Below are 13,148 nucleotides of genomic sequence, written 5' to 3' on the forward strand. Positions count from 1 at the left end.
AAAAAAAGCCGGCTAATGCCGGCTATTCTTTATTCCTTTAAGGCCCTACGAAGGATTTTTCCAACGTTTGTCTTTGGTAGTTCATCTCTAAACTCTACCAATTTCGGCACCTTATAGTTGGTCAGATTCTCACGACAATGCTTGATTATATCTTTTTCTGTCAAAGAAGGGTCTTTTTTCACGACAAATACTTTTACTTGCTCGCCGCTGACTTCATGAGGAACACCAACAGCGGCAACCTCCAGCACACCTTCATGCATTGCGACGACTTCTTCCACCTCATTTGGGAAAACGTTAAAGCCAGAAACAATGATCATGTCTTTCTTACGGTCAACGATGTAGAAGAAGCCTTCTTCATCATAGGTGGCAATATCACCAGTGGCAAACCAACCGTCTTTTAAGCACTCAGCGGTTGCATCTGGGCGATTATAATAACCAACCATTACTTGTGGGCCTTTAACGCACAGTTCGCCTGCTTCGCCTTGCGCGGCTTCTTCACCGTTCTCTAAAATAATCTTTAATTCAGTGCTTGGTGCAGGCAACCCAATTGAACCGTTGTAACCATCTAAATCATAAGGACAAATCGTCACCAATGGCGCACACTCTGTCAGCCCATAACCTTCCATCAGCTTACTGCGTGTCACTTTTTGCCAACGCTCAGCCACTGGCCGTTGTACCGCCATGCCACCACCAAGTGACATTTTTAAGTGTGAAAAGTCTAGTTGGTCAAACCCTGGAGTGTTAAGCAACCCATTGAATAATGTGTTTACACCTGTGATTGCAGTAAAGGGGTACTTAGCCAACTCTTTAACGAATGCAGGCATATCACGAGGGTTGGTGATCAAAATATTGTGTCCACCGTACTTCATGAAGGTTAGGCAATTCGCGGTCAACGCAAAAATATGATACAGCGGTAGCGCCGTTATCACGATTTCCTTGCCATTATCTAGCACTTTGTCAAGACAGCCTGATACTTGCTCTAAATTGCCAACCATGTTGCCATGAGAGAGCATTGCACCTTTTGATACGCCGGTTGTACCACCCGTATATTGCAAAAATGCTAAATCATTTAAGTTAACTTCAGGCACTTGATATGCGTTAGGATCTGCATTGATAACATCTTTAAAAGCGATGGTCTGTGGTAAAGAAAACTCCGGAACCATCTTCTTGATGTGTTTAACAACGAAATTCACTAGGTGCTTTTTAACGCCACCCATCATATCGCCAATCTCTGTTAAGACGATGTGCTTAACTTGAGTCTGTGGCAGCGCTTTTTGCAGGGTCTGTGCAAAATTCGCAAGAATAAAAATAGCCTTGGTTTCTGAATCATTCAGTTGGTGTTCTAGCTCTCGTACTGTGTACAATGGGTTAACATTAACAACCGTACATCCAGCGCGTAATATGCCTAAAATAGCTAGCGGTGTTTGCAGCAAGTTTGGCATCATCACCGCAACTTTATCACCTTTACCTAGTTTCAGGGTATTTTGAAGATAGCTTGCAACAGCTTTAGTTTTTTCATCAACTTGTTTATAAGTCAGAGTCTTTCCCATGTTGCTGTATGCGGGTAATGACGCGAACTCGGTAAAACTTTTGTCAAACAATTCAAGCAATGAGTTGTAATGCTCTGGGTCAATAGTTTCAGGCATACCCTCTGGGTAGCGCTTTAGCCAGATTTTCTCCACTCTTAGCTCCTGCGTTTTAGTTATTTTTTTGATACGTTACCTTAATCTATATAAGGCGCTTTAACAATTGAGCAAATACTCTAATCCGGTGATATTCCCACATTTAGTGGAAATATACAATTATGTTACTGCATTTCTATTCAGATGCTGTTCAATCAAACTGACACATTCTTGGGGGTTGTCCATATGACAATGATGCCCACCTGAAACTTCTTCAACTGTGATGTCCTTAAAGCCATCAATAAATAGATCATAGTTGTCTTTTACAAAACCAAGGCCTTTATCACTTAAAATCAACAAGCTAGGCGTAGTCACATCAACGAGCATCGCTTTAGCTTGGGCAACAGAAAAGCGAATCGCCGAGGCAGTCTTTAGCCTCGGGTCTATTGTTAAATAGAAACCGCCTTCTACTTGTTGCGAGTTTCTTTGCATGAGCAGCGCAGCATCTTCTTGAGTCAGGTCCCCCGCATTACTGCGTGCTGTAACCAGCGTTGCAAAGTTTGCATAAAGGCGTTTTTTGAATTTGTCACTCGCTTGACGATGCTCAAAAGCGTCCAAAATTTGCTTTTTAAGTTGCTGCTCTGGCGTACACACCAGTCCAAATCCTTCTATCATCGTTAAACTTTTTACTCGCTGTGGATATAAAGATGCAAACAGCCCACACACCATAGCGCCCATGGAATGCCCAACCAAGTGGCAACGCTCTATGCCTAAAACATCAAGTATGTTTAATAAATCATAAACATAGTCTACAAAGTAATAATGTGCATCAGCGGAGCGCCATTGTGATTTTCCATGCCCTTTGAAGTCGATTGAAATCCATTGATATGCACTACTGGCTTTATCCAGCATCGGTGCAAAGCTATTACTGTTATCAAGCCAACCATGTAAACATAAGACAACTTCGCCTTTACTATCTGTGGTTTGCGCGGCAATTCCTATTCTTTGTAAGGCATCTATCGCATTTTTCATTCGGGTCACATAATTCTCATACTGTATCGCATACAAATACTTTATCATCACGACTTACAATACGTACAACTTTTAGATAGCGACACCTGCGCGCACTTACAGGTTAATTCATTCTGTTTGTGGCTATCGTTTTATCTCATTTATAAAATTTTGAGTCATATCGTTGTATCATGTCCTAGAAAAACACGGGAATACGAAGGATATTCAAATGAAAAGATCACTCAGTGTACTTGCTGCAAGCATTGTTTTGAGTACGAATGCGTTTGCTGAATCAACACCAAAAAATATCATTTATATGATTGGTGATGGCATGGGTCCGACTTACACCACTGCCTATAGATATTATATGGATGACAAGCAGACCAAAGAGGTAGAACCAACCATTTTCGATTCTATGCTGGTTGGTATGGCCCACACCTATCCGGATGACGATACCGTTGTGACAGATAGCGCTGCGGGCGCTACGGCGCTGAGTACCGGTAAAAAAAGCTATAACGGTGCAATCGCAGTAAATACCGAGAAAAAGCCTCTGAAAACTATGTTAGAACTGGCTAAACACAAAGGAATGACAACTGCGCTGGTAGCCACGTCCCAGATCAATCACGCTACCCCTGCAAGTTTTGCAGCCCATAACGAGTCACGCCGCAATTATGATGAAATTGCCAATGACTATATCGATAACAAAATTGCAGGTAAGCTTCCTGTCGATTTGATGCTTGGTGGTGGAACTCAGTATTTTGTCCGTGAAGATAGAAATCTAGTCGCCGAATTTCAAGCCGCTGGATACACCTATAGTGATGATATCAATCATCTTGACAAAATACAGGCACTTCCCGCCCTCGGTCTTTTTGCACCTGTAGGGTTGCCTTTTGCCATTGATCAATATCCAGATCGATTAGAGAAAATGACCGATAAAGCGCTATCGCTACTCAACAATAACAACAAACAAGGCTTTTTTGTCATGATAGAGGGCAGTCAAATAGACTGGTGTGGACATGCCAACGATATAGCCTGTGCCATGCATGAAATGCACGACTTTGCTAATGCTATCAAGGTGGCAAAACGCTATGTAGATAGCAATCCAGATACGCTTCTTGTCATCACAGCCGACCATTCAACAGGCGGTTTAACGCTCGGTGCAAATGGTCAATATCGTTGGGAAAGAGATATAATCAAAGGTGTGACAGCTTCGGCTCAAGAGTTGACAAAGCAAATGCTAGCCGATGACAACATTGAAGCGCTATGGACCACAGCAACCAAATTACCATTTGATAATCAAACCAAGCTACAGCTTGAACAAGCTAAATCTCAAGGCGAAAAACAATTAGCGCAAGCTATTAAGTCAATCATAAGCCAGGCGAGCTTTACTGGTTGGACAACCAGTGGACATACCGCAATTGACGTACAAGTGTTTGCTTATGGTAAAGGTGCTAATCAATTTATCGGATCTCAAAACAATACCCAAATCGCAGATAAACTAATTTCATTTATTGAAAAATAAGTCTCAAATCAGAGGTGATTAATCACATTGCCTCTGATTTTACTAACAGTCTAATAGCCTCTTCTATCGGCATAGGTTGGTGATACAAAAACCCTTGAACGCAATCGATATTAGCGGCTTTTACCACCCGCTCTTCTTCTTTCGTTTCGACCCCTTCCGCAACAGTCTTAAACCCTAGATGAGTACATAACTGAGCAAGGTGTTTATACAAAGTTTCTGACTTAGCATTGTTAGATTCGGGTAATAAACTTCTATCGAGCTTGATAGTGTCTATATTAAGTTTGGACAATACAGACAAACACGAATACCCTGTGCCAAAATCATCCATTGCACAGCGAATATGATGTTTCTTTAGATGATTAACTACCTCAATAGTTGCCGCAAAATCCTCAATATAGCTTGATTCTAGCAACTCAACTTCAACTTGCTCCTCAAACCGAGAAAAGGCTTTGACAATTCGCTTATAGCCACCATTTAATAAGTTAGCGGGTGAGATATTAAAACTCACTTTTGGGGCATGTCCTGCTTTTGCAAACTGTTCGAGGTCGACTTCAAGTTGGTCAATCACATAGTTATCGATCACTTCGAGCAAATTATGTTTTGCCAGCGTTTCCAAGAACCAAGGCCCTTGTACCGAACCATCACTATTACGCAACCTAAGCAGTGCTTCGAATCCCATTATTTGCCCTGTTTTCAATGCGATTTTTGGCTGGTAGTACAGAGTCAACGCACCTTTATTTAGCGCATCGGTAACTTGCTTTAAACTATGGTGCTCTAGCTGCTTTTCACTGTGGTGAATCGCAAACATACTTTCCGCTTTGTCTTCAATTTGGCGTCCAGCTGAGTAGCGTTTAACAAGCATATCCAAAGCTTTACCAGACATACTGTGGCGCTGATATATTTTAAGAAAGGGATAATAAATAGCAACGTTCAACAATACTAATACTAACTGTAATAACAGTGCACTATAGCTTTGTGTTAACAACCACGCATTAACAAAAATGGGGGTAAACCAAGGAACGCTTTGATCTGGAACTAACGTAATGAAACCTAAGGATAAGCAATAATATGCAACAATGGCATTGAGCATTGGAGCTAACAAAAATGGCAGTAATATATATGGGTTAAATACAATAGGTAAGGCATAGATCATTACTTCACTGATATTAAATACTGCTAACGGCAGTGATATTTTCGCAATATGTTGTTCATGACGCGCCTCTTTTAATAAAAAGCTCGCAATGATAATTCCCCAAACACACCCTGTGCCTCCAAGTAGCACAAATACTGAAAAAAAGTGATAATTTTCTACCGAAGATTCCAAAAGATAATGGGTAAAATGGCTAGGCGCTAAAATTTGATAGGTGTTGTCTCCGTGCACGCCTAAAAACCATAATAGATGAGAACTTAATAGTTGCACAAACAGCTTACTTAAAGCACTCAATTCCACTTGAGCGTTTGACAAAACGTCTGCAATCCAACTGGCAGTATTATCAACATAGGGAAATAACATCAGTGTGATTGTCGTAACCGCCATATAAGGAAAAATTAAATTGATATGTTTTCTTAAAAACAAACTGATAGAGCTTACATTTACTATCCTAAATATCTTTACTTGCATTAAATATGATAATAAATAACTACAAAATATTGGCATAAACAGGGAGTATAATACGCCTTGCGTTTGGTCAATACGAATGGCGTTATTCTCTATATACATGTATCCAGTTGTAGCAGTAAAACAGGTTATCACTAAAATAGGCGCTGCTATCGTGTGTACCTTTAAGTTTTTTGCCAAATGATAAGAGAATGAAATTAAGCTAAGTAGAGGAAACAACCCCCATACAAGTTGATTAAACTGGTTTAGGTATTGATGGTCATACCCTTTCGCTGCAATATCAAGCCATTGATTTAAAAGTGTTATTAAAGAAGCGACAATAAAGAATGGAATGAGCGCTATGTATCCCTCACGTAAAGACAATATCATCGTGTTAGCAGATATTTTTACTGCTATACGATTAAACTTGTTTAGTATTGAAGTAGACAAATACAGGCTCGTTTTTTTCTTTAAACAATACCGAGTTTTCTAAAGATTACAAATAGAAGATTAAAATCAAGCTTGAATAATTCTCAACCGATTATGCGTATACATTTACGCCAATCAAACTTTCAATATCACTGCGGCGCTGCTGATTATTGATCGCCATATAAGTGCTGATCGCCTTACTTGTCTTAAAGTCGGGCTGGTCGTAAATGGTTGAGGTAAATTCACTTTGTAACTTTTTAGCAAGCTCGATACCCCGTTCAGAGGTTTTTACATAGCTAACATTGTCAGCTGGTTGCGGCGCAGACTCAGCATGCTCACGGGCTTTTTTAATTGCCGGTTTAAGCTGGTAGGTGTGCTGATTCTGTAAAATGAGTTGCGTTTTCATTGTCTGCACCGAAATAGACGACTACTTTAAAAATATAAGATTATTCTCGACCTGGCAACTTTTTCCAAGTAACCGTATCTCTCACGTAATGAGGTTGTGCATCGGCTGCTTTGACTGTTAAACCTTTACTAAAGGCGTCATCACCAAGTTCAAGCATATAATATGCATCGGGCAGCCTAATCTTATCGTTTACTAACAAATTGTTAGATTTCGCAAGTTGCGGATATGCTTGCCAAGCTGTGCCCACCGCATTAATCGCAGCCTCATACTGCATAACATCTTCAGGTGAACACACTATTTCATCGTTAATCACTCTCAAGCGACCATCACTTGCAACCTCGTATTGCGCCAGATATATCTCTCCCATGCGAGCGTCAATGCCACTTAAAACCTGTGCAACGTCCAGCTCACGCACAGCTTGTAAGGCCATTGCTTCAAGGGTTGAGATCCCCACCAACGGTAAGTTTGATGAATAAGCTAACCCTTGTGCTATTGCCACGCTAATACGAACGCCCGTAAAACTACCAGGGCCTCTGCCAAAAACAATACCATCCAGCTCTTTCAACTGACAATCTGCATTAACTAGCATCCGCTCAATCTCAGGTAAGATTTTTTGACTGTGTTGCTGTGGACACTCCTCGAAATAACGATGCGTCTGTCCGTTAAAATGCAGAGCCAGACTTAAAGCTTCTGTAGAGGCGTCAATTGCTAACAAGTTATGTTTCATATTATTTAATATTCTCAAGAAAAGTCGTTGCGGTTTCCAGACTACGTGTGCGCTTCATTGCTGGTAAACTCTTTAAAAATGTTTGACCGTATTTTCTCGTAACTAGCCGATTATCGCAAATAACCAGCACACCTTTGTCAGATTTGTCACGAATTAATCGACCAACCCCCTGTTTTAAGCTTATCACCGCTTGCGGAAGCTGAATTGTAGTAAAAGGCTCTTTACCTTGCATCTCTGCATCAGCCATACGCGCTTGCAATAAAGGATCATCTGGTGATGTGAAAGGTAATTTGTCTATCATGACACAACTGAGCGCATCTCCTCGCACATCCACCCCTTCCCAAAAGGATGCGGTCCCCAGCAACACGGCGTTACCATGCCTAACAAATTGCTCCAAAATAATTCGTTTGGATGACTGTCCTTGCATAAAGATTGGATACTCAAGGGCTGTACTTAACCCCTCATAGACCAAGTGCATAACTCGATAACTGGTAAACAGTAAAAATGTTCTCCCCTTAGCCGCATCAATCAATTGCTTTGCTATTTTGACCAAAGTATGTGGCATCAAATCATCACCACTTTCAGGTAAATATCTGGGCAAACACAATAATGCCTGATTTTGATAGTCAAAAGGACTGGCGACAATGCTCTGATGATCAGGCTTCAACCCCAAACTGGCGTTAAAATGCATAAGTGAATCATCAACAGACAGGGTTGCTGACGTAAAGACAAAACTCGCTTTAGTTTTTTCAACTATTTCTTTGAATTTGGCCGACACATCAAGGGGCGTTATGTGAATTGCGATGTATCGGCGGGAGGTTTCATACCAATAGCTATAGCCAGTTTGAGAAACATCAAAGGCACGCTCCATTTGCCCTTTAAACTTCAACACACGTTCAAACGGGTGCTCAATTTTTTCACTTCGGTCCAAACAGGTTTTCAAAACCTTATATAAAAAGTCAAGGTCGCTTATCACTCTGTGCAAGGCATCACATACCTGTTTATTCGCTAACGCTGAGCGCCAGTCGCCACGACCGCCATCCACGCCAAATGATATTCTTAGATCTGCCACACTGGTTTCTAGCTTGTTAAGTGTTTTACCAAGTTGCAGCATATCGGGTATATCTGACCTATATATGAGTCGAATATCGTTGATTAGGTCGCCAAGTTGTTTAGTACTAAATGATTCACCAAAATAATCACTGGCGATTTGCGGCAGCTGATGAGCCTCGTCAAAAATATAGTTATCAGCATTGGGCATCAATTCAGCAAAACCAGAGTCTTTGACTGCCATATCGGCAAAAAATAAGTGGTGGTTAATCACCACCAAGTCTGCTTCAATTGCTTTTAATCGCGCTTTACGAATATAACAACTCTGAAAATCTGGACAGTCTTTGCCTAAACAGTTATCCGCGGTTGAGTTTACATAAGGTAAAACCTTTGCATCTTCCTCAATGCCTACACAATCAGCCAAATCACCACTGTCTGTTTCTGTGGCAAACTTCGCGACCATAGCAAGCTGATGCATAATATCTGGATCATCACTGGGAACATGGGCAACATGCTGTGACAACCGATAGGTGCACAAGTAGTTGGCACGACCTTTTAGTAACGCCGTTGTTTTGGCAACTTTTAATGCTTTTTGTAAAGTTGGTAGGTCGCGATGATAGAGTTGCTCTTGTAGCGCTTTTGACCCCGTTGAAATGATAGATTTTTGTTTACTTAATAGCAAAGGCGCCAAGTAAGCAAAGGTTTTGCCCGTACCGGTGCCTGCTTCAACAACACATTGACCATTGTTAGCAATGGTTTCTTCAATTGCCTGAGCCATTTCGATTTGTGGTTGCCTTGGCGTGTAGCCACTGAACTGTTGAGCAAGTGGACCTTGTTCAGAAAAAACGTGTTGAATAGACAAGATGAAGATTTGTTATTGAATTTGGCACGATTGTAAAGAGTAAACCCGTTTAGAGCAAGCCACCCTGTCTTTCAATGCTCACACGTTATGCCCACGTATCTAAATGCGTCTCGTCATCTTCTTCTTGCTCATTCTTTTTGGCATTCTTTCCTTGCTCAGCCAATTCTTGCTCTTTTTGCTTTTTACGCTGTTCTTGTAAGGCAGCCTTGCGCAATCTTATTTTTTCAATCGCGCCATCTTTTACGCCCGCGATATAAAACATAGACTTATGATCTACTTCTAAACGAGCGATGTTTCGAATAAACGGTGCTAATACATCCATAACAAGTGACCTCGTTATCTAAAAATCTACCTATATTATCGGCAGTTATAAGATATGCTTTAGAAACCAACAAAAAGTGCTTGCACTGTGTTCGGTTTTTATGGTTTGCTAATAGCATAATTCAAGCATAACTAATTTTTTAAGAGTTAACCATGTTCAATACACTGACAGCCGTACATCATCACCATCATTCAACGGGATAACCTGTCAGGTATTTCGCTGGTGGGTTATTCCCAAAAGGAACCTCCGGCGAGTCACATACAAAGTAATTTATTTTCGCCCCGAGGTTCCACCTCGGGGTTTTTGGTTTTAGACATTAGGAAAATAAATTATGAATAACAATAGATTACGTATCGCAATTCAAAAATCAGGTCGTCTTTCTAAAGACTGCCAAGATTTACTTAAGCAGTTAGGCGTTAAACTTAATCTGCGCGAACAACGCCTTATCGCCCACTCTACTAACATGCCGATTGACGTACTTCGTGTGCGCGATGACGATATCCCCGGTCTCGTTATGGATGGCGTGTGTGACTTAGGTATTGTGGGTGAAAATGTGTTGGTAGAGGCGCAAGCAGAACGTGCCGGTGGCACCCAAAACGCACAAGTAATTAAGCTATCAAAATTGGATTTCGGCTACTGTCGTCTCGCGCTTGCTTGGCCACAAGAACTTGGGCCACAAGACAAGTCATGGTTTGAAGGCAAGCGTATTGCTACAACCTACCCAGAGATTTTAAAACAATACCTACAGCGTGAGAATATCAACGCCAGTGCCGTCATGTTAACGGGTTCAGTTGAAGTTGCTCCACGGGCAGGTTTAGCCGATGCGATCTGCGATTTGGTTTCAACAGGCGCAACGTTGGAAGCAAATGGCTTAATGCAAGGAGACACTATCTTAGAGTCAAATGCTTGTTTAATTCAAAACCCCAACTTGAATGACAGCGACAAATTAGCATTAATTGAAAAACTTATGCCTCGCCTAAAAGGAGTGAGGCAAGCCAAAGAAAGCAAATATATCATGCTACACGCGCCAAAAAATAAGCTTGATGAAATCTGTGAATTACTACCAGGTACCGGACAGCCCACCCTGCTAGCACTCGCGGGAAGCGACGAATATGTTGCCTTGCACATGGTCAGCACCGAAACCCTGTTCTGGGAAACAATGGAAGAGCTAAAAGCGCTTGGCGCGAACTCTATACTTGTGATGCCTATCGAAAAAATGATGGAGTGATACCGTGGTCAGATGGAATGAGGTTAGTCCACAAACTCAACAGGCGTTGCTCACACGCCCAGCTGTCAGTGCAAGTAAAGCTGTTGAAGCAAGTGTTCTACAAATAATTGAAGAAGTGAAAGCTAATGGCGACCAAGCCCTGCTCAACTACGCAGAACTATACGACAAACGGACTAATGCCCGTCTTCGCACGCCTCTGAAGGAAATAGAAGACAGTGAGAGTCTGTTATCAAACGAACTAAAAACTGCTATTGATCAGGCCTATAGCAATATTAAGGCATTTCACCAAGCCCAGTTACCAAAAGACATTAAGCTGCAAACAACCGCAGGCGTTGAATGCGAACTTAAATACCAAGCTATCGACGCGGTTGGATTGTATGTGCCTGGTGGCAGCGCCCCACTTCCTTCTTCGGTTTTGATGCAAGGCGTGTGTGCACAATTGTGTGGTGCTAACACCATCGTATTGGCGACGCCTGTAAATGGCGATAATACCATCAATCCCGCAATCTTATACGCTGCCAAACTATGTGGTATTTCAATCATTGTTGAAAGTGGTGGTGCCGGCGCTATCGCGGCGATGGCTTTAGGCACACAAAGCGTACCGAAAGTGAATAAGGTTTTTGGTCCAGGCAATAGCTATGTAACGATGGCAAAACAGATACTTAGTCAAACACAAACTGGATTCGCTATTGATATGCCAGCAGGCCCATCAGAAGTATTAGTCATTGCTGATGAGCGTGCAAATCCAAACTTTATTGCCGCTGATTTGCTCTCACAAGCTGAGCATGGCGCCGACTCGCAAGTGATCTTACTGACCAACAGCGAGCAGATTATTGAACAAACAAAAATTGCCATTGATACGCAACTACAAAACTTAAGTCGTCAAAGCATTGCCTCGGCAGCTCTACGAAACAGCGCGCTTGTGTTAGTGGACTCTGTAGAACAAGCGTTTGAAGTCTCGGCGCTGTACGGCCCTGAACACTTAATTTTGCAGCTAGCAGATGCGACACCATATATGCCTTTGGTGAAAAATGCAGGTTCTGTTTTCGTTGGCGACTACACACCGGAATCTGCAGGAGATTATGCCTCTGGTACCAACCATGTATTACCAACATATGGCTACTCTAAGGTGTACTCAAGTTTAAATTTGCTCGATTTCTATAGAACTTACACCGTGCAAAGCATCACCCCCCAAGGGCTTAAAAATCTCAGCACCGCTATCTTACCTTTAGCAAACGCTGAAGGACTCGATGCACACGCAAATGCCGTCAAGGTCCGCTTGGAGACAATAAAAAATGACTAAACAAGCATTTCCTAACAACCTGTTGCCAGAAAACATAAACGCTTTAGCTGCGTATAGTTCGGCTAAAAGTCAAAAGCTCTCAGGCTCAACTTGGCTCAACGCCAATGAAAGCCCTTACTCAAAAAATATCGAACTGAGCTTATCAGATCTCAATCGCTACCCAGATCCGCAGCCTGAACCAGTGATCGATGCTTACGCACAGTACGCGCAATTAAATAAAGAGCAAGTACTCATGACCCGTGGCGCGGATGAAGGCATAGAGTTACTGGTTAGAACCTATTGTAAAAGTGGAGAGGACAGTATTGCCTTGTTCTTGCCAACTTATGGCATGTATAAAGTTACAGCAGATAGCCACAATGTGGCAATCAACGGGTTAACTCAGGACTTACTACTACAAGGGTCTAATGAGCAAATCGTCGCGGCAGTCGGTAACAGCAAATTAGTGTTTATATGTAACCCTAATAACCCTACAGGTAGCCTGACTGAGCTCAGCAAAATATCAGCAATCGCAAAAGCATTAGAAAACAAAGCAATTGTCGTTGTAGATGAAGCCTATATCGAATTTTGCCCCGAACAAACCGCTTCATCGTTGCTACAAGATTTTGAGAACATCGTGGTGCTGCGTACTTTGTCTAAAGCGTTTGCATTAGCGGGGTTGAGAACTGGTTTTATGCTTGCCAACGCCACTTTGCTTGCTCCCATACGTAAAGTCATTGCGCCGTATCCCGTATCTCGTGTCGTTGCCCTGATTGCACAACAAGCACTACAAAGTGATGCAATTACGCAAATGCGTCGCCAAGTGACCATCTTAAATCGCGCTAAAGCGACCTTAACCCAATGGCTCAAGAACTGCTCTGCAGTTAGTAAGGTACTTGATGGGCAGGGCAATTTTGTCACCGTACAGCTCACGCGTAAAGAGGATATAGACAAAGCGATGCAAAGCGGACTAATTATGCGCCCGTTCACTCTGTACGCGCAAGATAATTGGTTGCGAATATCTATCGGCAATGAACAAGAACTAGAACAAGTAAAAATTTGGCTTGACGCGTTAGACGCACAGCAGTAGAGG

General features: G+C 42.1%; 11 protein-coding genes. 4 read left to right on the forward strand and 7 right to left on the reverse strand.

The genetic code is table 11. The features are described 5' to 3' along the window. Positions 1-29 precede the first annotated feature (29 nt). On the reverse strand, positions 30-1,682 hold the full coding sequence (gene fadD, locus C2M32_RS17190; protein WP_105169550.1) for a long-chain-fatty-acid--CoA ligase FadD: 1,653 nt from the start codon (positions 1,680-1,682) through the stop codon (positions 30-32). Between the two features lie 120 nt (positions 1,683-1,802). Then, positions 1,803-2,654: an alpha/beta fold hydrolase gene (locus tag C2M32_RS17195; RefSeq protein WP_158678263.1), complete on the reverse strand. Its 852-nt coding sequence runs from the start codon at positions 2,652-2,654 to the stop codon at positions 1,803-1,805. Between the two features lie 208 nt (positions 2,655-2,862). Between C2M32_RS17195 and C2M32_RS17200 the strand changes: the two genes are divergently transcribed. Next, entirely contained in the window at positions 2,863-4,155 is a 1,293-nt protein-coding gene (locus C2M32_RS17200; protein ID WP_105169552.1) for an alkaline phosphatase, read from the forward strand. Positions 4,156-4,177: 22 nt separating this feature from the next. On the opposite strand, the gene C2M32_RS17205 is transcribed toward C2M32_RS17200, so the two are convergent. The 5 genes from C2M32_RS17205 to C2M32_RS17225 form a co-directional block, all read right to left on the reverse strand. Then, a complete protein-coding gene (locus C2M32_RS17205) occupies positions 4,178-6,142 on the reverse strand; it encodes an EAL domain-containing protein (protein ID WP_234401331.1) in 1,965 nt (654 codons plus the stop codon). A 151-nt stretch (positions 6,143-6,293) separates the two neighbouring features. Continuing rightward, a complete protein-coding gene (locus C2M32_RS17210; RefSeq protein ID WP_105169553.1) occupies positions 6,294-6,587 on the reverse strand; it encodes a hypothetical protein in 294 nt (97 codons plus the stop codon). 40 nt (positions 6,588-6,627) lie between these two features. Then, complete coding sequence (gene tsaB / locus C2M32_RS17215; protein WP_105169554.1) at positions 6,628-7,314, reverse strand: tRNA (adenosine(37)-N6)-threonylcarbamoyltransferase complex dimerization subunit type 1 TsaB; 687 nt, start codon at positions 7,312-7,314, stop codon at positions 6,628-6,630. A gap of 1 nt (position 7,315) precedes the next feature. Beyond that, a complete protein-coding gene (locus tag C2M32_RS17220) occupies positions 7,316-9,142 on the reverse strand; it encodes an ATP-dependent DNA helicase (protein ID WP_234401377.1) in 1,827 nt (608 codons plus the stop codon). 169 nt (positions 9,143-9,311) lie between these two features. Continuing rightward, positions 9,312-9,548 (reverse strand): hypothetical protein, encoded by a 237-nt coding sequence (locus C2M32_RS17225; protein WP_105169556.1) that lies wholly within the window; start codon positions 9,546-9,548, stop codon positions 9,312-9,314. A 328-nt stretch (positions 9,549-9,876) separates the two neighbouring features. Between C2M32_RS17225 and hisG the strand changes: the two genes are divergently transcribed. Genes hisG through hisC form a run of 3 tightly spaced genes read left to right on the forward strand, consistent with a single transcriptional unit; the run spans position 9,877 to position 13,145 of the window. Then, on the forward strand, positions 9,877-10,776 hold the full coding sequence (gene hisG / locus C2M32_RS17230) for an ATP phosphoribosyltransferase (protein WP_105169557.1): 900 nt from the start codon (positions 9,877-9,879) through the stop codon (positions 10,774-10,776). 4 nt (positions 10,777-10,780) lie between these two features. Then, the gene (hisD, locus tag C2M32_RS17235) at positions 10,781-12,079 is read left to right on the forward strand and encodes a histidinol dehydrogenase (RefSeq protein ID WP_105169558.1); all 1,299 of its coding nucleotides are present in this window, start codon (positions 10,781-10,783) and stop codon (positions 12,077-12,079) included. After that, entirely contained in the window at positions 12,072-13,145 is a 1,074-nt protein-coding gene (hisC, locus tag C2M32_RS17240; RefSeq protein ID WP_105169559.1) for a histidinol-phosphate transaminase, read from the forward strand. Before hisD ends, hisC begins: the two co-directional genes overlap by 8 nt. The last annotated feature ends 3 nt before the right edge of the window (positions 13,146-13,148 follow it).

It is taken from the genome of Pseudoalteromonas sp. T1lg23B, from assembly GCF_002964665.1.
Taxonomy (GTDB): domain Bacteria; phylum Pseudomonadota; class Gammaproteobacteria; order Enterobacterales; family Alteromonadaceae; genus Pseudoalteromonas.

What these genes read in the sequence shown, in the direction of transcription:
- C2M32_RS17195 (WP_158678263.1), bottom strand. Translation starts at nt 2,654, where the DNA reads ATGAAAAATGCGATAGATGCCTTACAAAGAATAGGAATTGCCGCGCAA.
- C2M32_RS17200 (WP_105169552.1), top strand. Translation starts at nt 2,863, where the DNA reads ATGAAAAGATCACTCAGTGTACTTGCTGCAAGCATTGTTTTGAGTACG.
- C2M32_RS17205 (WP_234401331.1), bottom strand. Translation starts at nt 6,142, where the DNA reads ATGATATTGTCTTTACGTGAGGGATACATAGCGCTCATTCCATTCTTT.
- C2M32_RS17210 (WP_105169553.1), bottom strand. Translation starts at nt 6,587, where the DNA reads ATGAAAACGCAACTCATTTTACAGAATCAGCACACCTACCAGCTTAAA.
- tsaB (WP_105169554.1), bottom strand. Translation starts at nt 7,314, where the DNA reads ATGAAACATAACTTGTTAGCAATTGACGCCTCTACAGAAGCTTTAAGT.
- C2M32_RS17220 (WP_234401377.1), bottom strand. Translation starts at nt 9,142, where the DNA reads ATGGCTCAGGCAATTGAAGAAACCATTGCTAACAATGGTCAATGTGTT.
- C2M32_RS17225 (WP_105169556.1), bottom strand. Translation starts at nt 9,548, where the DNA reads ATGGATGTATTAGCACCGTTTATTCGAAACATCGCTCGTTTAGAAGTA.
- hisC (WP_105169559.1), top strand. Translation starts at nt 12,072, where the DNA reads ATGACTAAACAAGCATTTCCTAACAACCTGTTGCCAGAAAACATAAAC.